This window comes from Rhodovulum sp. PH10 (assembly GCF_000293785.1).
Lineage (GTDB): Bacteria > Pseudomonadota > Alphaproteobacteria > Rhizobiales > Xanthobacteraceae > Rhodoplanes.
In genome coordinates, this window is record NZ_AKZI01000141.1 from 1 (window position 1) to 23325 (window position 23325).

The following is a 23325-nucleotide window of genomic DNA, read 5'->3' on the forward strand; positions in this document are numbered from 1 at the left end:
CATGCTACGAAAGCTCTGTAATCCCGCATGATGTCTCCGGACAGACTCTCAGGTCGTTGAGAGGAAGATGAGTGAACACGGACTGTGCGATGGCGACATCGAACGAGACCGCGCACCATGAAAAATCGAATTCGCCATCGGTGACCAGATTGGTGCGAGGAAGCTTGTCCTGAAGTCCCTCTCGGGCAATCTCGATCTCGTACCCCGCCTGCAGCAGAGATTCGTTCAGGTCCGTACCGAAATAGTGCCCGGAATCCAGATAGCGCACCAACCGAACGCCCGCTCGCAGACTTCCGCACCCGATGTCCAACACATGGTTCGTCGGTAGGAGACCCTGCGTCAGCAAAAAATCGAGCTGAAGGCGGCCGATCTCGTCCCAAAGCCCGCCGATCAACTCACGATGGGCGCCAGCCCTGACCCCTTCTGCGATGGCGGCCTTGTCGTCATAGGGTCCAGCCATGTGCCTTCCTTCGAAAACGACTATCCTGCCGGCCGCTCAGGTCGAACGAACCGATGTGCCGCATGACGCTGGTTCGTCGAAATGGTCGGAATCCGTGCAACCGGACCCTGTCGTCGCTTCCGAGCAACGATGGGATCCGTCCTATACGGATCGTTTCCACAGGTCGCGAGCCGATGCAATCGTTAAAGCCATTTCATTGCCTCGCTCTCGGTCGTTTCCGAGGACGGGGGCCTCGTTCGCGGCGGGCGACAGTTCGTGAGACCTCGCGATCTCTGCCGAAATCTATTCCATCGCCAGCGAGACGCCCTTGATTTGGGCATGGACGGGCTGGCCGGCGGCGAGGGCGAGCGCCGCGGCGGAGCGGCGGGTGACGCGGGCGAGCAGCCGCGGGCCGGTCGGCTCGGGGGCGAGCACGACGATCACCTCATGGTGGCCGACCGCCGACAGCGACACGATTTTTGCCGGCAGGATGTTGAGGATGCTGGTGCCGCGCGGCGGCTCGAGCGTCAGGCTGACGTCGCCGGCGGCGATCCGCACGCGGCGCCGCGCCCCCGGCGCGGCCGGCGCGGCGGGGATCAGCAGGCGCGGCCCGCCGGCGTCCAGCGTCAGCAGGCCGTCCACCGCGTCGAAGCGCTCGACGGTCGCATCGAAGCTCACCGCGGCGTCGCGCGAGCCGGCGAGCGGCAATGCCGGATCGCTCTGCAGCGCGGCGAGCGGGCCGCTGGCGGTCACCCGGCCGCCCTGCATCAGCACGAGGTGGTCGGCGAGCCGCTCGACCTCGCTCATGTCGTGGCTGACATAGAGGATCGGCATCGACAGGCGGTCGTGCAAGCGCTCGAGAAAGGGGAGGATCTCGTCCTTGGTCAGCCGGTCGAGCGCCGACAGCGGCTCGTCCATCAAGAGGAGCTTCGGCCGCGACAGCAGCGCCCGGCCGACCGCCACCCGCTGGCGCTCGCCGCCGGAAAGATTGCTCGGCGAGCGGTCGAGCAGCTTTGCGAGGCCGAGCAGCTCGGCCACCTCGTCGAAGCCGACCGCGTTGCCGTTCGCCGCGGGGTCGGGCCGCCGCGGCGCGCCGTAAAGCAGATTCTTGCGCACCGAGAGGTGCGGAAACAGGCTCGCCTCCTGAAACACGTAGCCGATCGGCCGGCGGTGCGGCGGCAGAAAGGACGTGCCGTCCTGCCAGACGTCGCCGGCGACGTCGCAGCGTCCGTCGGCGAGGCGCTGGAGGCCGGCGATGCAGCGCAGCACGGTGGTCTTGCCGCAGCCGGACGGCCCGAACAGCGCGGTGACGCCGCGCGCCGGCGCCGTAAAGGCGGCGTCCAGGCGGAACCGGCCGAGCGGCCCGCGAAAGGCGACGGAGATCGTGTTCTCGGGCGTGCTCATGCGCCGGCCCGCGCGACGCGCTTCTCGATCAGCATCATCGACAGGACGACCGCGAAGGCGAACACCACCATGCCGCCGGCGAGGATGTTCGCCTCGTACCAGCGCGACGTCTCGACATAATCGTAGATCGCCACCGACAAAACCTTGGTCTTGCCCGGAATGTTGCCGCCGATCATCAGCACCACGCCGAACTCGCCGACCGTGTGGGCGAAGCCGAGCACGGCGCCGGTGAGGAAGCCGGGGGTGGCGAGCGGCACCGCCACCGTCCAGAACGCGCGCCGCGGCGAGGCGCGCAGCGTCGCCGCCACCTCGAGCGGCCGGTCGCCGATCGCCTGAAAGGCGTTGCGGATCGGCTGCACCACGAACGGCATCGAATAGACCACCGAGCCGAGCACCAGCCCCTCGAAGGTGAAGGCGAGCGTGCGTGCGCCCCACAAGGAGGCTAGCGCGCCGCCCGGCCCGTCGGGGCCGAGCACGACCAGAAGATAGAAGCCGAGCACGGTCGGCGGCAGCACCAGCGGCATCGCCACCAGCGTCGCCACCGCCTCCTTCCACCACGCTTTCGAGCGGGCGAGCCACCAGGCGATCGGCGTGCCGACGATCAGCAGCACGAGGGTGGTGAACGACGCCAGCTCGATCGTCAGGCGGACGGGCTGCCAGAGGTCGGCGGTCATGCGGGCTCCGATCGGGGGAGGCGGGTCGGCGGGGACGGCGGGCGGAGGGGAGAATGCCGAAACGAGCCGTCGCGATGCAAGACGTGGACCGGGACCGCCGCTCCGGCGCCGCCGGCCGCAATCCGTCCGGCAGACGCGATCCTACGCCCCGCAGACGGGCCGCCGGGCCGCCCGGCGACTCCCGACCCGCCGGAGCGGAGCGGAAGCCGCGGTGTGCCGGACCGCCGCCGGCACGGTCACGCGGAAAAGCTCACTCGGCAAAGCCGTAGCCGAATTTTTCGATGATCGCGTGCGCCTCGGGGCCCTTCAGGAAGGCGACGAAGGCGGTCGCGGCCTCGTCGTTCGCCGCCTTCTTCAGCAGCACCGCGTCCTGCTTGATCGGCTGATAGAACGACTGCGGCACCACCCAGCGGCTGCCGCCTTCCTGGCCGGCGAGCTGCGAGAGGGCGACGAAGCCGAGCTCGGCATTGCCGGTGTCGACGAACTGGAACGCCTGCGAGATGTTGTTGCCCTGCACGATCTTCGGCTGGAGCGTGTCGAACACCTTCAGCGCCTTCATGGTCTCGACGGCGGCGGCGCCATAGGGGGCGGCGGTCGGGTTGGCGATCGAGATCTTCTCGAACTTGCCGTCCTTCAGGGTCGCCTCGCCCTTCACCAGATCGGCCGACTTGCTGAACAGCACCAGCTTGCCGACCGCATAGGTGAAGCGGCTGTCGGGAACGCCGAGCCCCTCGTCGACCAGCTTCTTCGGGCGGGTGTCGTCGGCCGACAGCATGATCTGGAACGGCGCGTCCTGCTTGATCTGGTTGTAGAGCTGGCCGCTCGAGCCGAACGAGAGCACGGCCTCGTGGCCGGTCTTCTGCTTGAAGGCCGCGGCGATCTCCTTGGCGGCCTCGGTGAAGTTGGCGGCCACCGCGACGGTGGTCTGCGCGGCCGAGGCCGGTCCGCCGATCAGTGCGGCGAGCGCCAGCCCGACGGCGAAACGAAGGAGCCCAGTCTTCATGCGTCTTCTCCGGTGACGGTGATGCTGTATCGCGGCCTATATAGCGTTTTCCGCCGCCGATCGAAACCCGGTGTTTCGGTGCCGCCGCAGGACGATCGCCGCACGCCGCACGCCGGTCGCTGCACGCCCTCCGTCCGCCGTTCGCCGGCGGCCGGCGCGATCGGATGGCGGCCATGCTTTCGGCGTGCGGCTATCGCCAACTTCTCGCCGGCCGGCCGCGCTAGAGGATCGACATCGCAGTACCTTCCCCACGGTCCGCGCGGAGAAACGGTGTCGAAAGGCCTGTCGGACGAGGCTGTCCGCGGCCGGCCGCGCCGGCGCGGCGCCGTCGGTCCGTTGGAGAGAACGCCCCCCATGAACGCCGCCGAGACCGATCCGGTACGGGTCCGCCACCGCGAGCTCGAGCGCATCGCCCATGTGGCGCTGCAGGTCGGCTGCCTGCTGACCCAGAGCGGCGCCGCGGTGCGGGTCGCCCACGAGGGCGCCCGGCTGATCGCCGCCGGCTTCGGCGCCGAGGTGCTCGGCATGCGCTCGGGCTACGCCTCGTTCGAGGTCACCGTCGGGGCGGGCCGCAACACCATCACCCGGATGATGCAGGTCGGCCCGCACGGGGTGAATCACCGGCTCGATTTCGCCGTGCGCAACCTCGCGGTGCGCGTCTCACAGGGCGGCTTCACCCCGGAGGCGATCGAGGCGGAGCTTTCCCGCCTGCGCGGCGAGACGCCGCGCCATCCGCCGTGGCTGGTGGCGCTCGCCACCGGTGCGGCGTGCGCCGCCTTCGGTCGGCTGCTCGGCACCGACTGGCCGGCCTTCCTGCCGGTGCTGGCGGGCGGCGGCATCGGGCAGGGCCTGCGGCATATTTTGCTCGGGCGCGGCATCAACGTGTTCGTGGTCGCGACCATCATCGGCTGCGTCGCCGCGGCGCTCGCCGGCTTCGGCGCCAAGATCGCGGGCAGCGGCACCGTCGACATGGCGATGATGGCATCGATTCTCCTCCTGGTGCCGGGCGTGCCCTCCACCAACGCCCAGACCGACATCATGGACGGCTATCCCACCATGGGCAGCGCGCGGGCGGTGTGGGTGGTGATGATCATGGTGTTCGCCGTCACCGGCCTGTGGCTCGCCGAGCTCGCTCTGGGGATCGTCTCGTGATCGACACTGCTCTCGCCGTCTTGCCGGCCGGTCTGGTCGCCGCGTTGCCGCACCTCGCCCATCAGGCCTTTTTCGGCGCGGTCGCCGCCGCCGGCTTCGGCGTGCTGTTCAATTTCGGCGGCCGGACGCTTTTGTGGTGCGCGCTCGCCGGGGCGCTGGCGCTCGGGGTGCGAACGCTCGGCCAGGATGCCGGCTTCAGCCTCGAGGCGGCCTCGTTCGCGGCGGCCGCCACCACCTCCTGCGTCGCCATCCTGATGAAGGGCCGGCTCGGCATCGCCTGCCACGCGGTCGCGCTCGCCGGCTGCATCCCGATGGTGCCGGGCGCCTTTCTCGGCCAGGCGCTGCTCGGCTTCTTCTCGGTCACCGCCGCCGATGCCGCCCAGCCGGTGGCGAGCGTGGTGGGCGCGCTGCAGGCCTTCATCCGCGTGGTCGCGACCCTCGGCGCGATCGGCGCGGGCCTCGCGATCCCCGCCCATCTGCTGCACAGCCGCCAGTTCTGACGGACCGTCGCGGCAACGGCTTGCCCGGCCGCGACCGCGGTGCGATAGTTCTCGCCGATGGTGCTCCGTTGCCGGTCCGGCGATCCCGGCCGACCACGGAGAGAATAGGGAACACGGTGTGAACCCGTGGCTGCCCCCGCAACTGTGAGCGGCGAGCAGGCCTCTTCCACGCCACTGATCCTGCCGAACAGCCGGTCGTTTCGACCGCGGCACGATCGGGAAGGCACGAGGCCTGCGACGACCCGTGAGCCAGGAGACCTGCCATCGCCCGATCCATCTCGGCCCGCCGGGTGAGGCGGAGCAGGAGGCTGCCATGAGACTCGTTTCGCAGAAGCATTGCGTCCGTCGCCGGAACTCTTGCCGGACGACCTGACGGCGTCGCGCCGGCCTCGCCGGTCTCCGGCCGCTCGCACATCCGTCCGATCCGCTCGGTGCACCCGCGTTCGCGCGCGGCCGGACGGGGCGTGGCCCGACCGACGCGGCGCGCGTCCGGCGCGTGCCGTCGAGGCCGCCGCTGGTCGATCCGCCCCCCAGCGCTCGCGACAAGGAGTCTCCCGCATGCACACCCCTTTCCGGCCGGACGGAGCGCCGGCCGTGACCCCCGCGCCGCCCCGACGGACGCCGCGCGACGACGGCCCGACCGTCGTGGCGCCGAATGCCCCGCGCCCTCCGCGCGCTCCGTCGGGGCGGCAGCCCGCCTCACGCGCCGGCGACCCGCTCCCGTCGACGAGGACGCCGCCGGCCGACACGATCGGGACCGCGCCGGGAGGCTGGTCGCGGCTCTGCTGGCGGGTGCGGTTCGCGGCGTGGCGCGCCCTCGAGACGCTGGTGCAGGCGATCGTGCTGCGCGGCGCCGTCGCCGGCCGTGGCGCGCCGGTGGAGGCGGAACGCGCGCCCGATCCCGCGCCCGATCCGTGCCCCGGCACGTTGGGGCACGGATGTCCCGGCCCCGGCGGGCCAACGCCTCCCCCGCTGGAAGGGCGCCCGGCGGCTGCCGACCTCGCCGACCGGCGTGGCGGAAGAGCGTGCGTGATCGGCGAGAGCCCTGTGGCGCTCGATCTGATCCGGCGTCTCGCCGCGCGCGGTGTGGACGTTCATGCGATCGTCGCGACAGCCGACGGCGGCGTCGAGGCGCGGGAGACGGGGGCGGTGCCGCATCGTCCCGAGGTCCTGCCGACGCTCGCGCCCCACCTCGACGTTCTGATCTCGACCGATCTGCAAACCTTCGTCGATGCGCGGCCGATCGCCCGCCTGTCCGAGCACGCCCTGCTGGTCGATCTCGCGGGGCCGCCCGGCAGCGTCGATTTCGAGACCGCCAAAAAGCTCGGGCGCGCGGTGATCTGGAAGCCGGTGCCCGCCGGCGGCACGATCGGCGCCGAGCTCTCGGCGGCGATCGACCGGCATCTCGGATGGGGTGCGGACGGCGGCGAGAAGCCGCCTAGACCTCGATGGTCGCGGTGACCGGCACGTGGTCGGACGGCTGGGTCCAGCCGCGCGCCTCGCGGGTGACGGTGATCGACGAGACGAGGTCGCCGAGCGCCGGGCTCACCCACACATGGTCCAGCCTGCGGCCGCGATTGGAGGCGGCCCAGTCGGCGGCGCGATAGCTCCACCAGGTGTAGAGCTTCTTTTCGGGCGGCACGTGCCTGCGCATCGCGTCGACCCACCGGCCGGCCGCCTGGGCGGCCAACAGCTTCTGGCACTCGACCGGCGTGTGCGAGACCACCTTCAGCATCTGCTTGTGGCTCCACACGTCGTTCTCGAGCGGCGCGACATTGAGATCGCCGACCAGCACGGCGCGCGCGCCGTCCGCCGGATGCAGCGCCGCCGTCTCGCGCATCTCGTCGAGAAAGGCGAGCTTGTGGGCGAATTTCGGATTGGCCTCGGGGTCGGGGACGTCACCGCCGGCCGGGACGTAGAAGTCGTGCAGCGTGAGCGGCGCGGCGAGGCCCGCCTTCGCGCCGAAGGTCACCGACACGTGGCGGCAGTCGGTCTTGTCGCAGAAGCTGCGGGTTTCCGTCGCCTCGAACGGCAGCCTGGAGACGATCGCGACGCCGTGCCAGCCTTTCTGGCCGTTCAGCGCGACGTGCGTGTAGCCGAGCGCAGCGAAGCGTTTTTGCGGAAACGCGTCGTTCGGGCACTTGGTCTCCTGCAGGCACAAGACGTCGGGCCGCGTCGCCTGCAGAAAGTCGGCGACCAGCTCGATGCGCAGCCGGACGGAGTTGATGTTCCAGGTGGAGACGGTGAGGGACATGGCACGCCGGAGGGACTTTCCCGCCGCCTAGATCGCCCGAATGGGGCGACAACGAGGCGCGGTCCGCCGATCCGCCGGCTTTTCTGTGAATCGAGGGTTCGTCGGTGCGCGAAAGCCGCGAGCGGCGGCGACGGCCGCTACTGGAGCATGCGCTCGTAATTGATCTTGAAGAGGTCCGGGTCGGGCTTCTTGCTCGGGTCGAGATTGTAGACGGCGACCGTCGTGTCGTAGCCCTGCGGGTCGGTGACGGTCCATTGCCGCAGCTGCAGGTCCTGCGCGCTGAACATCATCATCAGCCGGTGGGTGCCGGTCAGCGCCTGCTTCTCCTCGATCACCACGGTGACGAACACGTCGTCGGCCGAGACCGAGACGATGTTGGTGTCGTGCAGGAGGTCGATCTTGTCGACCAGCAGGTAGCGCAGCGGCGTCTGGGAGAGCGGATAGAGGTCCTGGGTGGCGAGCTTGCGGTCGCGCACCACCACCGAGGAGCCGTCGGCGATCACGTCGATCGGGCTCGGCGGGTTGTACTCGAAGCGCACCTTGCCGGGCTTCTGGATGTAGAAGGTGCCCTCGGTGCGGCCGCCGTCCGGGCCGATCTGGATGAAGCTGCCGACCAGCGTCTGCATGCCGGACAGGTAGTGGCTCACCTTGTCGATCAGCGCGCGCTGGGTGCCGTCGAACTTTCCGGGCTGGGTCGGGGCGGCGACCGGGGTGACGGCGGCGGTCTTGGCGCCGGCGCCGGGTGCGGGAAGCGGAGCGGGGGCGGCGTCGGCGGTTCGGTCGGGCACGGTGCCGACCGGGCGGACCGCCGGAACCGCCTGGGCGAGCTTGCGCGGGGACGGCACGGGCAGCGGGATCGACTCGGCCGCCGCGACCGCCTCCGTCGCCACCGCGCCGAGCAGGAACGTGCCGACCAGAACGGCCGCGCCCGAGATCCGCATGTCCATCTCCGATTCACCCCTCGCCCAGGAGAAAACGGTGTCGTCCAGGTCTATGGCGATTTCGCGACCCGGCGGCCCCGACAGGCGCCGGCCGATACCACCGAGCGCCCGCGCCCGCGCGAAAGACCACGCAGAATCGCGCCGACGCACCGCTTCTCCTTCCTGGAGCCGAAACCGCGTCGGATCAAGATGGGGCCGCTCCCGAGGCCCGGCTTCGGCCGTTTTCGGGGGGATCGTTTCGGGGCGATCGCTCGCCGCGGCGGGCGGGGAGCCGGCGAGCCGGAGAGGCCGGGGTCAGCCGATGCGGATGCCGGGCGGGCCCTCTTCGGCGGTGCCGATCCGGGCGGCCTGGGCAAACCCCGCCGCGCGGGCGGTCGCCAGCACCGCGTCGGTCGCGTCGGGCGCACAGGCGACCAGAAGGCCGCCCGAGGTCTGCGGGTCGGTGAGGAGGTGGCGGCGCCACTCGGGCCAGTTTTCGGGGAGCGACACCTCGGCGCCGTAGCTCGCCCAGTTGCGGTGCGACGCCCCGGTGACGCAGCCGGCCTGCGCCAGGGCTGCCGCCTCCGGCAGCAGCGGGACGGCATCGGCCTCGATCGCCAGCGTGAGGCCGGAGCCGCGGGCGACCTCGAGCCCGTGGCCGAGCACGCCGAAGCCGGTGACGTCGGTCATCGCGTGCACCGCCGGGTTCTTCGCCAAATCCGTGCCGACCCGGTTGAGCCGGGTGGTGGTGGCGATCATCGCGGCATAGCCGTCGCCCGACAGCATCGCCTTCTTGATCGCCGAGGAATAGACGCCGACGCCGATCGGTTTCGTCAGGATCAGCGCGTCGCCGGGTCTTGCCTGCGCGTTGCGGCGGACGTCCTCCGGGCGGCAGGTGCCGATCACCGCCAGCCCGTAGATCGGCTCGGGCGAATCGATCGAGTGCCCGCCGGCGACCGGGATGCCCGCCTCGGCGCAGATGGTGGCGCCGCCGCGGAGAATCTCCCGCACCGTCTCGGGGGCGATCTTGTCGATCGGCATGCCGAGCACGGCGAGCGCCATGATCGGCGTGCCGCCCATCGCATAGACGTCGGAGATGGCGTTGGTGGCGGCGATCCGGCCGAAGTCGAACGGGTCGTCGACCATCGGCATGAAGAAGTCGGTGGTGGCGATCACGCAGGTGTTCTCGTCGATCTGCCACACCGCGGCGTCGTCGCCGGTCTCGGTGCCGACCAGGAGGTTCGCGAACGGCCCGGCGGTCGGCTGCTCGGCCAGGAGCTGCTGCAGCACCGAGGGGGAGAGCTTGCAGCCGCAGCCGCCGCCATGGGCGAGGCTGGTGAGGCGAATCGCGTGCATGGTCATGATTTTCTGGCTCCGGTGAGGGGGGCACCCGGCGCGGCGGGTGTCTCGGAGGTGTCGGCGGGGCCACCGGCGTCGCCCGCCTCGGGGGCGACCGGCGGCGGATCGCTCACCACCGGCCGGCGCAGGTTCGCCCAGGCGGCGGCGAGCCGGTCGGCGGCGATCTCCACGCCCTCGCGGGTGGTGCCGCGGCCGAGCGAGAGGCGCACCGCGCCGCGGGCGAGCTCGCGCGGATAGCCGATCATCCGCAGCACCGGGGAGGGCTCGTCGCCGCCGTCGTGGCAGGCCTGGCCGGTCGAGGCGATCACCTCCGGGCAGGCGTCGAGCAGCGCCCGGCCGGAGACGCCGGGAAACAGCAGGTTCAGCGTGTTGGGCAGCCGCACGTTCGGGTGGCCGACCAGCACGAGGTCCGGCACCGCGCGGCGCAGCCGGGCGTGCAGGAGCTCGGCGAGCTCGCCGATCCGCTGCATGTCGCGCTCCAGCCGCTCGGCGGCGATCCGGCAGGCGGCGCCGAGGCCGACGATGCCGGCGACGTTCTCGGTGCCGGGCCGGCGGCCGCCCTCCTGGCCGGCCCCGACCAGCAGCGGCGGCAAAGCGATCCCGCGGCGGACATAGAGCGCGCCGATACCCTTCGGGGCATAGAGCTTGTGGCCGGCGATCGACAGCAGGTCGATGCCGAGCGAATCGACGTCGACCGGCACCTTGCCGACCGTCTGCGCCGCATCGGCGTGGACGACGACGCCGCGCATGCGCGCCACCAGCGCGATGTCGGCGATCGGCTGCAGCGTGCCGACCTCGTTCTGGGCGTGGATGACGGAGACGAGCGCGGTCGCCTCGTCGAGCGCGTCGATCACGGTCGGCGCATCGACCCGGCCGTCGCGCCGCGGGCCGATCCGCCGCACCGGGAAGCCGGCGGCGTGCAACAGCCCGCAGCAGGCGTCGGTGACCGGGTGCTCGATCGCGGTGGTGACGATGCTGCGCCGCTCCGGCCGCATCGCCACCGCGCCGCGGATCGCCAGATTGACCGATTCGGTGCCGCCGCTGGTGAACACGATCTCCTCCGGCGCGGCGCCGATCAGCGCGGCGACCTCGCCGCGGGCGCGCTCCACCGCCTGGTGCGCCCGCCGGCCGAGCGGATGCGCGGAGGACGGGTTGCCGAACTCCTCGGTCAGGAACGGCATCATCGCTTGGCTGACGCCGTCGTCGAGCGGCGTGGTGGCGTTGTGATCGAGATAAATCGGCGTCATCGCCCAATGCCTTGTGAGAATCGAATAGTCGTCGAGATCGATCGCTGGTCCCGGCGTCGCCTGTGCCGGTCTCGCCCGGCGAGTGCGTGCCGCCGCCGGTCCCGGTGCCGTGGGCACAGAACCGACGCGCCGAAATGCGGAGCGTCGATCCCGCCGCGGCCGGTGCGCGGGCGCACCGGCGTCGTTCGCGTAGGGCCTCGTTCGGGCCTCGTTCGGGCCTCGTTCGGGCCTCGTGCGGGCCTCGGTCCGAGGGAGCGGTCAGGCCGCCGTCACGTCGCGCGCCGTGATCACGTAGCGGAACGTGTCCGGCTCCAGGCAGTCGAGCCGCAGCCCGGCGACCTCCGCCTGCGGATACATGAGGAAGGCGAGCGGTGGCCCGTCCGAGCCCGGCAGGACCACGTCGTGCGCGAAATTGTAGGCGAGCCAGTTGCCCTCCCACGCGCCGAACAGCGTCTTGCGCGCCGCGACCACCTTGGGGTCGTCGAGCGGCAGATTCTTCGGCGGCTCCTCGAGCACCACCTTGCGCACGTCGGCGGGATCGACCGGCACCCAGCCGAACCCTTCGAGCCACACCTCGGCGCGGCAGTGCTGCGCCTTGCTGATCACCTCCGAGCCGGCGCCGAGGCTCTTGTAGCCGAACGTCGAGGGCGCGATCCGGATGCCGTAGATGTCGCGCGCCGGGATGCCGGCGGCGCGCGCGAGCCCGACATAGAGCGCGTTGAGGTCGGCGCACTTGCCGCGCAGATTGCCGGTCTTCAGCATCGCCGAGATGTCGCCGATGCCGCAGCCGCGGACCTTGGGGTCGCGGAAGGTGTTCTCGACGATCCATTCGTAGATCGCCTTCGCCTTGGCGACGTCGCTCGCCGCGCCACGGGTGATGGTGTCGGAGGTCTCCTTGACGATGCCGTCGGTCGGGATCAGCGCGGTCGGCATGGTGTAGAGCCGGCGGGTGTCGGCATCGAGCACCACGCCTTCGGGGTCGGAGAAGTCGGTGGCGCGGTCGCGCGTCGCGATGCGGCTGGTCACCGTCACGCTCGGCGCGCTCTCGCCGGCGGGCCAGGTGACGTGCACCATGCGGGCGCCGTAGGTCGGCTCGGTTTTTCGGGTCGCCCGCCCGTTGGTCGCCACCGCGCTGTCGAGCGAGCGGAACCAGCCGTCCTCCTGCACCGAGGGCAGCGGCACCCAAGCCTGCACGGCTTTCTGCACGGCGCCCTTCGGCGCATCGATCTCGAGCTTCGTCACGATCTCGTGGGTGCGCCATGCGCCGGGCTTCGGCGCGAAGCCGACCGCCTCGGGCGTTCCCGCCGAGGGCTCGCCGGCTGCACGTGCGAGCGACGGCAGCACCGCCGGCATCGCCAAGGCCAGCGGCACGACGGCGGCGGCCTCGAGGAACTCACGTCGGTTCATCACGTCCTCCCTGTGGGCGTTCGTCTTCCGTCCCGGATTTCCGTTTCCCGTCGTCCGTCTTCCGTCCTCGGCGCGCCGGCCGGCGCGAGACGTGGTGTCGTTTCCGCACCGCGAACGATCGGCATTTCCAACGATCGGCGCCATCTTCAGGTGGCGCCATCTTCAGGCGGCGCCACCGACGACCGGCGCCACGCACGCGCGGCACCGAGAACGACCGGTGCCACGTACGCGCGTCGTCTGCGAACGATGGTCCGCAGCGACCGGCGGACACGGGCGGCGCACGGTGCCGCCGGTCTCGGATCGGCGTCGGAGAATGGTCGTGCCGGAACCGCGAGCCGGACGCGAGCCGGAGCCGCGAGCCGAAGCCGCGAGCCGCTCGGCACCGGGCCGCAGGGCGCGCCCGCAATGCGCCCGGACCCGTCGTCCCGGCGGGAACCGCGGGGGCCGTTCTCGACCGTCGAATGCGGTCTCGCTCGCCCCGATCCTCGGGAGCCGTCGTCGCGATCACAGTCCGAGTGTGCAAGCTGTTTCGTTCGGCCGTCAACGTCTTTCGTGATCAGCTCGCGGGCATTTCATGCCGTTGTCACGATCGCGCACGAGCACACACGCGTGGACGTCCACTTCGCATGACAGGTTGGAGCGCGACGCCGGCGCGACGGACCAGTCGACTGTGCGATGCAGCAAACTGATTTGTCGGCGGCAGCGGTGCAAAAGCACCACGTGTTGGAACAAACATCGATCTCCGGAATCGTTTTGACATTGGTCGTCTTCCAAAATAGCGTCGACCATCGAGCCAATGTCGAGACCGGACCGGCAGAGCTTCGTCGCCGAGCCCGGCGTGGTCCCCCGGCGGGGGCGAATGTTTCCAGGAGGGAACATCCATGACGATGGAGCTCTCGCGGCGCCTCTTTCTGAAAGGGGCCGGAGCGGGGGTGGCGGGCAGCGCGCTCGGAGCGTTCGGCTTCGCCGACGCCGAGGCGGCCAACGCGGCGGCGATCCGCCCGTTCAAGCTCACCGGCACCACCGAGACCCGCAACACCTGCACCTATTGCTCGGTCGCCTGCGGCATCATCCTCTACTCGAAGGGCGACGTCCGAAACGGCGAGAAGGCCGACATCGTCCATATCGAGGGCGACGCCGATCACCCGACCAATCGCGGCACGCTGTGCCCGAAGGGCGCGGCGCTGCTCGACATGGTGCACTCGAAGACCCGCACCCTCCATCCGCAGATCAGGAAGCCCGGCGCGTCCGCCTTCGAGCGCGTCTCCTGGGAGCAGGCGCTCGACCGCGTCGCCCGCCTGATGAAGGACGACCGCGACAGGAACCTGGTCGTCAAGAACAACGACGGCGTCACCGTCAATCGTTGGGCGACCACCGGCTTCCTCGCCGCGTCGGCGACCACCAACGAGACGGCGTGGCTGACCTACAAGGTGGTTCGCTCCACCGGCATCGTGGCGTTCGACAACCAAGCCCGTGTTTGACACGGCCCGACGGTGGCCAGTCTGGCTCCGACGTTCGGCCGTGGCGCGATGACGAATTCGTGGACCGACATCAAGAACACGGACCTCGTCGTCATCATGGGTGGGAACGCCGCCGAGGCGCACCCGTGCGGCTTCAAATGGGTCACGGAGGCGAAAGCCAATCGTGGCGCCCGCCTGATCGTGGTCGACCCGCGTTTCACGCGGTCGGCGTCGGTCGCGGATTTTTACGCGCCGATTCGGCAGGGGACCGATATCGCGTTCCTGCTCGGCGTGATCCGCTACTGCATGGAGCACGACCGGATCCAGTGGGAGTACGTCAAGGCCTTCACCAATGCGAGCTATCTGGTGAAGGAGGGCTTCGGCTATCACGACGGCCTGTTCACCGGCTACGACGAGGAGAAGCGCGACTACGACCGCTCGAGCTGGGATTATCAGATCGGTGACGACGGCTATGTGATGGTCGACGACACCCTGCAGAATCCGCGCTGCGTCTGGAATCTGCTGAAGGAGCACGTCGCGGTCTACACGCCCGAGATGGTCGAGCGCATCTGCGGCACACCGAAGGATAAATTCCTGAAGGTGGCCGAGATGATCTCCGAGTGCTCGTCGCCGCAGAAGACGATGACCTCGATGTACGCGCTCGGCTGGACCCAGCATTCCAAGGGGTCGCAGAACATCCGGGCGATGGCGATGCTGCAGCTCCTGCTCGGCAATATCGGCGTGCGGGGCGGCGGCATGAACGCTCTTCGCGGTCACTCCAACATTCAGGGCCTCACCGACATCGGCCTGATGTCGAACCTGATCCCGGGCTATCTGACGATCCCGACCGAGCGCGAGGCGAGCTTCGACACCTACATGTCGACGCGCGGCTTCAAGCCGTTGCGGCCCGACCAGATGAGCTACTGGCAGAACTACAGGAAGTTCTTCGTCAGCTTCCAGAAGGCGATGTGGAACACGGCGGCGACGCCGGAAAACGCGTTCGCCTACGACTGGCTGCCGAAGCTCGACGTGCCGGCCTACGACGTCCTGCGCATCTTCGAGCTGATGCACGAGGGCAAGGTCAACGGCTATATCTGTCAGGGCTTCAACCCGCTCCTGTCGGCGCCGAACCGCGGCAAGATCACCGAGGCGCTGTCCAAGCTGAAGTACCTCGTAGTGATGGACCCGCTGCAGACCGAGACGGCGCGGTTCTGGCAGAATCACGGTGCCTACAACGACGTCGACAGCGCCGCGATAAACACCGAGGTGATCGAGCTGCCGACCACCTGCTTCGCCGAGGACGAGGGCTCGCTCACCAATTCCGGCCGCTGGCTGCAATGGCACTGGCCGGGCGGCACGCCGCCCGGCGAGGCGCGGCCCGACAACTGGATCATGGCGCAGCTCCATCTGCGGCTGAAGAGGCTCTACCGCGAGGAGGGCGGTCCGGTCCCCGAGCCGATCCTGAATCTCGACTGGCGCTACAAAAACCCGGACGAGCCGACCTCGGAAGAGCTCGCCAAGGAGCTCAACGGCTGGGTCGTCTCGGACGTGGTCGATCCGGCCGACCCGACCAAGGTGACGCTCGCCAAGGGCAAGCAGGTCGCCTCCTTCGCCGCGTTGCGCGACGACGGCTCGACCGCCTGCGGCTGCTGGATCTATTCCGGCTGCTTCACCGAGGCCGGCAACCAGATGGCGCGGCGCGACACCTCCGACCCCGACGACACCGGGACCTTCCCCAAATGGTCGTGGTCGTGGCCGGTCAATCGCCGCATCCTCTACAACCGCGCCTCCGCCGATCTCTCCGGCAAGCCGTGGGACGAGAGCCGCAAGCTGTTGTGGTGGGACGGCGCGAAATGGACCGGCTACGACGTGCCGGACATCGCGCCGACCGCAAAACCAGGCGTGGTGATGCCGTTCATCATGAACCCGGAAGGCACCGCGCGGCTGTTCACCCGCGGCATGATGCGCGACGGGCCGTTCCCGGCGCATTACGAGCCGTTCGAGTCCCCGGTCGCCAACGTGATCGCGCCGAGAGTGCGCGGCAATCCGGCGGCCCGCGTCTTCAAGGCCGACATGGCGCAGTTCGGCGATTCCGCCGAGTTCCCCTATGCCGCGACCTCGTACCGGCTCACCGAGCACTTCCATTTCTGGACCAAGCACGTCCAGGTGAATGCGGTGCTGCAACCGGAATTCTTCGTCGAGATCGGCGAAGCCTTGGCGAACGAGAAGGGGATCAAGCCCGGCTCCACCGTGCGGGTGTGGTCGAAGCGCGGCTCGGTCACCGCCAAGGCGGTGGTGACCAAGCGCATCAAGCCGCTCGTGTGCGACGGCAAGACGGTGCACGTGATCGGCGTGCCGCTGCACTGGGGCTTCATGGGCGCCGCCAGGAAGGGGTTCGGGCCGAACTCGCTCACCCCGTTCGTCGGTGACGCCAATATCGAGACGCCGGAGTTCAAGGCGTTCCTGGTCAATATGGAGCTGGTCTCCGGACCGGTGGCATGAGGGAGGGTCGAAGATGTTTCCCCCGCTTCCCAATCCCTCGACCCGGCCCGGTCCGCCCCGCTTCGGCGAGCAGGATCTGATCAGGCGCTCGGCCTCCGAGGTGACGCCGCCGGCCGTGCGGCAGACCGCGGTGGCAAAACTGATCGACACCTCGAAGTGCATCGGCTGCAAGGCGTGCCAGTCGGCCTGCCTCGAATGGAACGATCTGCGCGACGAGGTGGGCGTCAACACCGGCGTCTACGAGAACCCGCACGATCTCACGCCGGCGAGCCTCACGCTGATGCGCTTCTCCGAATGGGAGAACCCGGAGACGCTGAACCTCGAATGGCTGATCCGCAAGGACGGCTGCATGCATTGCGAGGATCCGGGCTGCCTGAAGGCGTGCCCGGCGCCCGGCGCGATCGTGCAGTACTCGAACGGGATCGTCGATTTCGTCCACGAGAACTGCATCGGCTGCGGCTACTGCATCAAGGGCTGCCCCTTCAATATCCCGCGCATCTCGAAAACCGACCACACCGCCTACAAATGCACGCTGTGCTCGGACCGCGTCGCGGTGGGGCAGGGGCCGGCCTGCGCGAAAGCGTGCCCGACCCAGGCGATCGTGTTCGGCACCAAGGACGAGATGAAGCAGCACGCCGCCGGCCGCATCGCCGACCTGAAGTCGCGCGGCTACGATCAGGCCGGCCTCTACGATCCGCCGGGGGTCGGCGGGACGCACGTGATGTACGTGCTGCATCACGCCGACAAGCCGGAGATTTATTCCGGCCTGGCGAAAGACCCGAAGATCAGCCCGTTGGTGGACATCTGGAAGGGGGTGTCGCGCTGGGCCGGCTTCGCCGCGGTCGGGGCGGTCGCCGCGATCAGCGTCGTTCACAGCGTGGTCGCCGGCCGCAGCCGGGTGTCGCGCGCGGACGAGGAGAACGCCGAGCAGCTGGTCGACCGCGAGCTCGCCGGTCGTTCGGTGGGGCCGCCGCGCGGCTCGCCGGGAGACGGTGACGGCAGCAGGGAGCACGCGCCATGAGCGAGGCCCGCCGACGCGAGGAGATCGCCCCCGGCGACGATCTCCACCCCGGAGATCCGGTGGTGATCGACCGCTACACCACCGACGCCCGTGTCAATCACTGGCTGACCGCGGCGAGCCTGGTGCTGCTCGCGCTGTCCGGGCTCGCGCTGTTTCATCCGAGCCTCTACTTTCTCACCGCCCTGTTCGGCGGCGGCCAGCTCACCCGCGCCATCCATCCGTGGCTCGGGGTGTTCCTGTTCGTCGGTTATGTCGGCCTGTTCTTCCGGTTCTGGAAGGTGAACCTGTGGACTCCGACCGACGGCAGCTGGCTCGCCAAGCTGCACGAGTTCCTCACCGGGCACGAGGAGAACATGCCGGAGGTGGGGCGCTACAATTTCGCGCAGAAGACGGTGTTCTGGTTCATGGGGCTGTTCATCCTGGTGATGATCGGCACCGGCTTGGTGATCTGGGACCAGTATTTCGGCAGCTGGAGCACGGTGGAGCAGAAGCGCATCGCCGTGCTGATCCACTCGATGTGTGCGATCGTGATGATCTGCATCGTCATCGTGCACGTCTACGGGGCCTTGTGGGCGCGCGGCACGATGACGGCGATGCTCAAGGGCCGGGTCACCGGCGGGTGGGCGTGGCGGCATCACCGCAAATGGCTGCGCGAGCTCGCCGCCGACAAGGCCGACCGCGGGAGCACGACGCCCGCCGAGTGAGGCTCGCCGAGTGAAGCCCGCCGCGCGAGCCTGCGTCGGCGGCGCGACGACAGCGGCTCGTTCCGTACGCGGGAAGAGCAGACGGCGAGGGCTTCGGCCGCAGACGACCGCGCTGCGGGCCGGAGACCGCGACAAACCGTTCGTCACGTGGCCCGTGCGGTTCGTGAGGTGAGAGATGACCGGCTTCGGCGCGACGCGCCCAGACCCCACCGCGATCGGCGAGGTGTCCGCCCCGCCCTTCGCCCGCCTGCCCGATCCCGAGCGGCTGTTCCTGCGCCGCAGCGACCGCTTCCGCACGGTCGCCGACGGGCATCCGCTGAAGCCCTATCTCCTGTTCCTGGCGGATTTGTCGAGCGCGCAGCATTTCGTCCAGGACGAGCTCGACCCGCCGGCCCTCGTGCCGCCCGAGCGGGCCTTCCGCGCGGAAGCGCACGGCATGCCGCCGCTCGACCGCCACGCCTTTACGCCCGACGCGGCGTGCGACCAAACGCTCGACCGGCTGCTCGCCGTGTTCGGCGAGTGCGAGATGCCGGACGCCGCCCGCGCCGCCATGCGCATGCTGGCCGGCGCCGATCGCGACACCCGCACGGCGATGATGCGCGCGGTGCTCGCGGAAGCCGTCCCGATCGAGGCGATCGCCCCGCACGTGCTGATCGCCGCCGCGCTCCAGGTCGACTTCTCCCGCCGCGCGGCGACGCTCGATGCGGGCGCGCTGCGGCCGGTCGCCGAGGGCGCCTGCCCGTGTTGCGGAGCCAAGCCGGTCGCCTCGATGGTGGTCGATTGGCCGGGCGCGCACGGCGTGCGCTTCTGCGCCTGCTCGCTGTGCGCCACGCTGTGGCACGTCGTGCGGATCAAATGCACGCTGTGCGGCTCGACCGAGCGGATCGGCTATCGCCACGTCGAGGGCGGCCCGGACACCATCAAGGCCGAGACCTGCGGCACCTGCGGCCGCTACGTGAAGATCTTCCACCAGCACAAGGACCCGGCGCTCGACCCGGTGGCCGACGACGTCGCCTCCCTCGGGCTCGACGTGTTGCTGGGCGATGCCCGCGACGTCCGCGGCAGCGTCAACCTGTTCATGCTCGGAACCTGAGGGAGGCGCGCCATGCCCGGCACCACGCTGCTGCGTCGCCTGCCCTCGGTCGACGAGGTGCTGAAGACCCCGACCGCGACGCTGTCGGTCGCCCAGCACGGCCGCACCGCGACGGTCGGCGCCGTGCGCACCGTGCTCGACGCCGCGCGGGCGGCGCTGCGCGCCGGCGACGGCAGGGACGCGCTGCCGGGCGACGTCGCGCTCGACGACATCGCCGCCTGCGCGCTCGCCAAGCTCGAGAAGGCGGCGATCCCGGCGGTGCGGCCGGTGCTCAACCTCACCGGCGTCGTGCTGCACACCAATCTCGGCCGCGCGGCGCTGGCGGAGGCGGCGATCGAGGCGGCGACGACCGCGATGCGGCAGGCGATCGCGCTCGAGTTCGACCTCGCGACCGGCAAGCGCGGCGAGCGCGACACGCTGGTGCGCGACCTGCTGTGCGAGCTGACCGGCGCCGAGGACGCCACCCTCGTCAACAACAACGCGGCGGCGATGCTGCTCGTGCTCAACACCTTCGCCAAGGGCCGCGAGGCGGTGGTGTCGCGCGGCGAGCTGATCGAGATCGGCGGCGCCTTCCGCATGCCGGACATCATGGCGCGCGCCGGCGCCAAGCTGCGCGAGGTCGGCACCACCAACCGCACCCATCCGCACGACTTCGAGGCGGCGATCGGCCCGCGCACCGGGCTGGTGCTCAGGGTGCACACCTCGAACTACCGGATCGAGGGATTCACCAGCACGGTGCCGCCGCTGGCGCTCGCCGCACTCGCCCATGCCCAGAACGTGCCGGTGGTGAACGATCTCGGCTCCGGCACGCTGATCGGGCTCGAGCGCTTCGGCCTCGCCCACGAGCCGACCGTCGCCGAGGCGGTCGCCGACGGCGCCGACCTCGTCACCTTCTCCGGCGACAAGCTGCTGGGCGGCCCGCAGGCGGGCTTCATCGTCGGCCGCAAGGCGCTGATCGAGAAGATCAACCGCAACCCGATGAAGCGGGCGCTCCGGGTCGACAAGATCCGGCTCGCCGCCGTCGAGGCGACGCTGAAGCTCTACCGCCATCCCGAGCGGCTGGCCGAGCGGCTGCCGACCCTGCGCCTGCTCGCCCGCCGCCAGCCCGAGATCGCCGCCCAGGCCGAGCGGCTGTGCCCGGCGCTCGCCGCCGCGCTCGGCGAGCGGTGCGACGTGCGCGCGATCGCCTGCGAGAGCCGGATCGGCTCCGGTGCGCTGCCGCTCACGGGCGTGCCCAGCGCCGGCCTCGCGGTGCGGCCGAAGGGCCGCGTCTCCGGCCGCATGCTCGATGCGCTGGCGGCGACGTTTCGGGCGCTGCCGGTGCCGGTGATCGGCCGCATCGAGGACCAGGCCTTCGTGCTCGACCTGCGCGGGCTCGAGGACGAGGCGACCTTCGTCGAGAGCATCGCGGCGCTGGCGGGGCGGCCGGCATGATCGTCGGCACCGCCGGCCATGTCGATCACGGGAAGACGGCGCTGGTGAAGGCGCTGACCGGGGTCGACACCGACCGGCTGAAGGAGGAAAAGGCGCGCGGCATCTCGATCGCGCTCGGCTTCGCCTATCTGCCGACGCCGGACGGCATCATCGGCTTCGTCGACGTGCCGGGCCACGAGCGTTTCGTCCACACCATGGTCGCCGGCGCGAGCGGGATCGACCTCGTGCTCCTGGTGGTCGCCGCCGACGACGGCCCGATGCCGCAGACCCGCGAGCACTTGGCGATCGTCGAGCTTTTGGGCATTTCGCGCGGGCTCGTGGCGCTCACCAAGACCGATCTCGTGCCGGACGAGCGGCGCGTCGCGGTCGAGGCCGAGATCGAGGCGTTGCTTTCCGACGGCCGGCTCGCCGGCGCGAAAATTCTTCCGGTGTCGACCGTGACCGGCGCGGGCGTCGAGGCGTTGCGCGACGCGCTCGTGGATGCCGCGAAGGGGTTCGGCCGCCGCGCCGCCGAGGGACGAAAATTCCGCCTGTCCGTGGACCGCTCCTTCACGCTTCCCGGCACCGGCACGGTGGTCACCGGCACGGTGCTGTCGGGCAAAATCTCGGTCGGCGACCGGGTGCTCGTGAGCCCCTCGGGGCTCGCCGCCCGCGTCCGCTCGATCCATGCCCAGAACCGGCCGGCCGAGACGGGGACGGCGGGCGAGCGCTGTGCGCTGGCGCTGGCCGGCGAGGCGATCCACAAGGACGCGATCCACCATGGCGACGTGGTGCTCGACCCTGCGCTCCACGCCCCGGCCGACCGCATCGACGCGCTGGTGAGGCTGCTGCCCGGCGAGGCCAAGCCGGTGCCGCAATGGATGCCGGTGCGGCTCCATCACGCCGCGGCCGAGGTGGCTGCCCGCATCGTGCTGCTGGAGGACGCGCCGCTCGCGCCGGGCACCACGCGGCGGGTGCAGCTGGTGCTGGAGAAGCCGATCGCCGCCGCGGTCGGCGATCCGTTCGTACTGCGCGACGTCTCGGCGAGCCGCACGATCGGCGGTGGCCGGCTTTTGGACCTGCGGGCGCCGGCCCGCAAGCGCCGCACGCAAACCCGGATGGCGCAGCTCGACGCGCTTGCGAACGACGATCCGGACACGGCGCTGGCCGCGCTGCTCGCATTGCCGGAATCCTTCGTCGATCTCGACGCCTTCGGCCGCGACCATGCGCTCGCCGACCAGGTGGTCGCGGCGCTGGTGGCGTCGCAAGAGCTCGTCACGCTCGCCGACCGCGACCGCACGCTCGCTGTGTCGCAGCCGACCTTTGCCGGCCTCGTCTCGGGGCTCGAGGCGACGCTTTCGGCCTTCCATGCGGAAAATCCGGATCTGCCCGGCATCGGGCTCGAGCGGTTGCGGCTCGGCGCCGTGCCGCGTCTGCCGGCGCCGGCCTTTCGCGCGGTGCTGCAAGCCCTCTCGCGCGCCGGCACGGTGGCGGTGGAGGGCGCCTGGGTGCGGCTCGCCGGCCACACCGTCCGCCTCACCGAGGCCGACGAGGTCTCGTGGACGCGCATCGCGCCAAAACTCGGCGGGGCGGAGAGATTTCGGCCGCCGCGGGTGCGCGACCTCGCAGGCGTTCTCGGCGTGCCCGAGCCGGAGGTGCGGCGGCTCCTCAAGACGATGGCGCGGCTCGGCGCGGTGGACGAGGTGGCGCACGACCACTTCTTCCTGCGCGCGACGGTGGGCGAGATGGTCGGGATCGCCGAAGACCTCGCGGCGGCCGCGCCCGACGGCACCTTCACCGCGGCGCGCTTTCGCGACCGGGTCGACAGCGGGCGCAAGGTCGCGATCCAAATCCTCGAATTCTTCGACCGGCACGGCGTCACCCGGCGACGTGACGACCTCCGGCGCATCGACCCGAACCGGCTGGACCTGTTCCGCCCGGCCGTTTCGGCGCAGGATGGCACCATTGCCGAACCACCCGATCAGGGAAGAGAATCGTCCCCGGTGGGGCGTCCGGACTTCAAATCCGGGAGGGGCCGCGAGACGGTCCTTGGTGGGTTCGACTCCCATTCTCTTCCGCCACCGTTGCGGAGCGCACGATGACACCGTCGGCCATGCCGTTCCTGCGCGACCTCGAGGTCGCCGCCGATCACGCAGAAATCGCCGAGAGCCGCTTTCGCCAGGAGGCGGCCCAGCGGATCGCCGCGCTCGAGGCGGAGCGCGCCTTTGCCTTCCGCCGCCTCAACGTGATGCGGACGGTGACCGAGGCGGTCGCCGGCGCCCCCGGCGAGGACGAGGCGGTGGCCGCCGCCCTCGACGCGGTGCGCGAAAAACTCGGCTGGGCGGCCGACAGCGAGCCGCACGTCGAGGTGCTGGCGCATTTCGCCCCGGTGCCGCAGGCGATCCATCGCAGCCTCGCCGCGCCCGACGATCCGCCCGAGCCGAGCCCGCAGGACGCGCTGGTCGAGTTCGAGCGCTGGTACGCCGACGAGCGGCGCGGCCCGTTCTGGACGCTGTTCGAGCAGCGCATGCCGGAAACCCCGCTGGTCGATTTTTGAGGGCGGCAGGCGCGCGCGGGGGGCTTCCGTCCGCCGCCGACCTTGTGCTATGGAGCGGTCCCGCGCGTCGCTCGGCGCGCGGACGTCGGATGCTTACGCTTCGGCCGGGCCTGTCCGGCCGCCGGCGGCGGAGTAGCTCAGCTGGTTAGAGCAGCGGAATCATAATCCGCGTGTCGGGGGTTCGAGTCCCTCCTCCGCTACCATCGAGCCTCGTCT

The 23325-nt window shown here is 70.4% G+C and carries 18 protein-coding genes, 2 tRNA genes, 1 pseudogene and 1 riboswitch; of the genes and pseudogenes, 12 read left to right on the plus strand and 9 right to left on the minus strand.

Going from position 1 to position 23325, the window contains the following annotated elements; all coding sequences use genetic code 11:
• Positions 1-4: 4 nt before the first annotated feature.
• The 4 genes from A33M_RS19095 to modA all read right to left on the minus strand — a co-directional run bounded on the left by A33M_RS19095 (position 5) and on the right by modA (position 3520).
• Positions 5-460, minus strand: coding sequence for a class I SAM-dependent methyltransferase (locus tag A33M_RS19095; RefSeq protein WP_052027133.1), 456 nt, complete (start codon positions 458-460; stop codon positions 5-7).
• Positions 461-742: 282 nt separating this feature from the next.
• Positions 743-1843 (minus strand): molybdenum ABC transporter ATP-binding protein, encoded by a 1101-nt coding sequence (gene modC / locus A33M_RS19100; RefSeq protein ID WP_008390708.1) that lies wholly within the window; start codon positions 1841-1843, stop codon positions 743-745.
• On the minus strand, positions 1840-2517 hold the full coding sequence (gene modB / locus A33M_RS19105; RefSeq protein ID WP_008390710.1) for a molybdate ABC transporter permease subunit: 678 nt from the start codon (positions 2515-2517) through the stop codon (positions 1840-1842). Before modB ends, modC begins: the two co-directional genes overlap by 4 nt.
• A gap of 250 nt (positions 2518-2767) precedes the next feature.
• Positions 2768-3520, minus strand: coding sequence for a molybdate ABC transporter substrate-binding protein (gene modA, locus A33M_RS19110; protein ID WP_008390712.1), 753 nt, complete (start codon positions 3518-3520; stop codon positions 2768-2770).
• Positions 3521-3874: 354 nt separating this feature from the next.
• On the opposite strand from modA, the gene A33M_RS19115 reads away from it, so the two are divergent.
• The 3 genes from A33M_RS19115 to A33M_RS24230 all read left to right on the plus strand — a co-directional run bounded on the left by A33M_RS19115 (position 3875) and on the right by A33M_RS24230 (position 6633).
• On the plus strand, positions 3875-4672 hold the full coding sequence (locus A33M_RS19115; RefSeq protein WP_008390713.1) for a threonine/serine exporter family protein: 798 nt from the start codon (positions 3875-3877) through the stop codon (positions 4670-4672).
• Entirely contained in the window at positions 4669-5172 is a 504-nt protein-coding gene (locus A33M_RS19120) for a threonine/serine exporter family protein (protein ID WP_008390714.1), read from the plus strand. The genes A33M_RS19115 and A33M_RS19120 overlap by 4 nt, the downstream gene beginning before the upstream one ends.
• 42 nt (positions 5173-5214) lie before the next feature.
• Positions 5215-5452, plus strand: a riboswitch (cobalamin riboswitch).
• 512 nt (positions 5453-5964) lie between these two features.
• Positions 5965-6633 carry a hypothetical protein gene (locus tag A33M_RS24230; protein ID WP_008390715.1) on the plus strand — a complete coding sequence of 223 codons (669 nt, stop codon included), beginning with the start codon at positions 5965-5967 and terminating at the stop codon, positions 6631-6633.
• Here the strand turns inward: A33M_RS24230 and A33M_RS19130 are convergent.
• The 5 genes from A33M_RS19130 to A33M_RS19150 form a co-directional block, all read right to left on the minus strand.
• Positions 6611-7426: an exodeoxyribonuclease III gene (locus A33M_RS19130; RefSeq protein WP_008390716.1), complete on the minus strand. Its 816-nt coding sequence runs from the start codon at positions 7424-7426 to the stop codon at positions 6611-6613. The two genes, A33M_RS24230 and A33M_RS19130, sit on opposite strands and share 23 nt — an antisense overlap.
• 137 nt (positions 7427-7563) lie before the next feature.
• A complete protein-coding gene (locus A33M_RS19135) occupies positions 7564-8367 on the minus strand; it encodes an outer membrane lipoprotein carrier protein LolA (RefSeq protein ID WP_202801958.1) in 804 nt (267 codons plus the stop codon).
• A gap of 294 nt (positions 8368-8661) precedes the next feature.
• On the minus strand, positions 8662-9708 hold the full coding sequence (selD, locus tag A33M_RS19140; RefSeq protein ID WP_008390718.1) for a selenide, water dikinase SelD: 1047 nt from the start codon (positions 9706-9708) through the stop codon (positions 8662-8664).
• Entirely contained in the window at positions 9705-10952 is a 1248-nt protein-coding gene (locus A33M_RS19145; RefSeq protein WP_008390719.1) for a cysteine desulfurase family protein, read from the minus strand. Before A33M_RS19145 ends, selD begins: the two co-directional genes overlap by 4 nt.
• 258 nt (positions 10953-11210) lie before the next feature.
• On the minus strand, positions 11211-12359 hold the full coding sequence (locus A33M_RS19150) for a transglutaminase-like domain-containing protein (RefSeq protein ID WP_008390720.1): 1149 nt from the start codon (positions 12357-12359) through the stop codon (positions 11211-11213).
• Between the two features lie 881 nt (positions 12360-13240).
• Between A33M_RS19150 and fdnG the strand changes: the two genes are divergently transcribed.
• The 9 genes and pseudogenes from fdnG to A33M_RS19205 all read left to right on the plus strand — a co-directional run bounded on the left by fdnG (position 13241) and on the right by A33M_RS19205 (position 23312).
• Complete coding sequence (gene fdnG / locus A33M_RS19160; RefSeq protein ID WP_157223572.1) at positions 13241-16321, plus strand: formate dehydrogenase-N subunit alpha; 3081 nt, start codon at positions 13241-13243, stop codon at positions 16319-16321.
• 13 nt (positions 16322-16334) lie between these two features.
• Complete coding sequence (fdxH, locus tag A33M_RS19165; protein ID WP_008390725.1) at positions 16335-17342, plus strand: formate dehydrogenase subunit beta; 1008 nt, start codon at positions 16335-16337, stop codon at positions 17340-17342.
• The gene (locus tag A33M_RS19170) at positions 17339-18046 is read left to right on the plus strand and encodes a formate dehydrogenase subunit gamma (RefSeq protein WP_008390726.1); all 708 of its coding nucleotides are present in this window, start codon (positions 17339-17341) and stop codon (positions 18044-18046) included. Before fdxH ends, A33M_RS19170 begins: the two co-directional genes overlap by 4 nt.
• 175 nt (positions 18047-18221) lie before the next feature.
• Positions 18222-19139 carry a formate dehydrogenase accessory protein FdhE gene (gene fdhE / locus A33M_RS19175; RefSeq protein ID WP_008390727.1) on the plus strand — a complete coding sequence of 306 codons (918 nt, stop codon included), beginning with the start codon at positions 18222-18224 and terminating at the stop codon, positions 19137-19139.
• A 12-nt stretch (positions 19140-19151) separates the two neighbouring features.
• On the plus strand, positions 19152-20573 hold the full coding sequence (selA, locus tag A33M_RS19180) for an L-seryl-tRNA(Sec) selenium transferase (protein ID WP_008390728.1): 1422 nt from the start codon (positions 19152-19154) through the stop codon (positions 20571-20573).
• Positions 20570-22402, plus strand: a pseudogene (gene selB / locus A33M_RS23220) (selenocysteine-specific translation elongation factor); the annotation flags it as partial. The gene selA and the pseudogene selB, both read left to right, overlap by 4 nt.
• A gap of 135 nt (positions 22403-22537) precedes the next feature.
• Positions 22538-22633: transfer RNA gene (locus A33M_RS19195), tRNA-Sec, on the plus strand.
• A 17-nt stretch (positions 22634-22650) separates the two neighbouring features.
• A complete protein-coding gene (locus A33M_RS19200; protein WP_040621866.1) occupies positions 22651-23109 on the plus strand; it encodes a hypothetical protein in 459 nt (152 codons plus the stop codon).
• 126 nt (positions 23110-23235) lie between these two features.
• Positions 23236-23312: transfer RNA gene (locus A33M_RS19205), tRNA-Met, on the plus strand.
• Positions 23313-23325: the final 13 nt, after the last annotated feature.

What these genes read in the sequence shown, in the direction of transcription:
- A33M_RS19095 (WP_052027133.1), bottom strand. Translation starts at nt 460, where the DNA reads ATGGCTGGACCCTATGACGACAAGGCCGCCATCGCAGAAGGGGTCAGG.
- modC (WP_008390708.1), bottom strand. Translation starts at nt 1,843, where the DNA reads ATGAGCACGCCCGAGAACACGATCTCCGTCGCCTTTCGCGGGCCGCTC.
- modB (WP_008390710.1), bottom strand. Translation starts at nt 2,517, where the DNA reads ATGACCGCCGACCTCTGGCAGCCCGTCCGCCTGACGATCGAGCTGGCG.
- modA (WP_008390712.1), bottom strand. Translation starts at nt 3,520, where the DNA reads ATGAAGACTGGGCTCCTTCGTTTCGCCGTCGGGCTGGCGCTCGCCGCA.
- A33M_RS19115 (WP_008390713.1), top strand. Translation starts at nt 3,875, where the DNA reads ATGAACGCCGCCGAGACCGATCCGGTACGGGTCCGCCACCGCGAGCTC.
- A33M_RS19130 (WP_008390716.1), bottom strand. Translation starts at nt 7,426, where the DNA reads ATGTCCCTCACCGTCTCCACCTGGAACATCAACTCCGTCCGGCTGCGC.
- A33M_RS19135 (WP_202801958.1), bottom strand. Translation starts at nt 8,367, where the DNA reads ATGCGGATCTCGGGCGCGGCCGTTCTGGTCGGCACGTTCCTGCTCGGC.
- selD (WP_008390718.1), bottom strand. Translation starts at nt 9,708, where the DNA reads ATGACCATGCACGCGATTCGCCTCACCAGCCTCGCCCATGGCGGCGGC.
- A33M_RS19145 (WP_008390719.1), bottom strand. Translation starts at nt 10,952, where the DNA reads ATGACGCCGATTTATCTCGATCACAACGCCACCACGCCGCTCGACGAC.
- A33M_RS19150 (WP_008390720.1), bottom strand. Translation starts at nt 12,359, where the DNA reads ATGAACCGACGTGAGTTCCTCGAGGCCGCCGCCGTCGTGCCGCTGGCC.
- fdxH (WP_008390725.1), top strand. Translation starts at nt 16,335, where the DNA reads ATGTTTCCCCCGCTTCCCAATCCCTCGACCCGGCCCGGTCCGCCCCGC.
- A33M_RS19170 (WP_008390726.1), top strand. Translation starts at nt 17,339, where the DNA reads ATGAGCGAGGCCCGCCGACGCGAGGAGATCGCCCCCGGCGACGATCTC.
- fdhE (WP_008390727.1), top strand. Translation starts at nt 18,222, where the DNA reads ATGACCGGCTTCGGCGCGACGCGCCCAGACCCCACCGCGATCGGCGAG.
- selA (WP_008390728.1), top strand. Translation starts at nt 19,152, where the DNA reads ATGCCCGGCACCACGCTGCTGCGTCGCCTGCCCTCGGTCGACGAGGTG.
- A33M_RS19200 (WP_040621866.1), top strand. Translation starts at nt 22,651, where the DNA reads ATGACACCGTCGGCCATGCCGTTCCTGCGCGACCTCGAGGTCGCCGCC.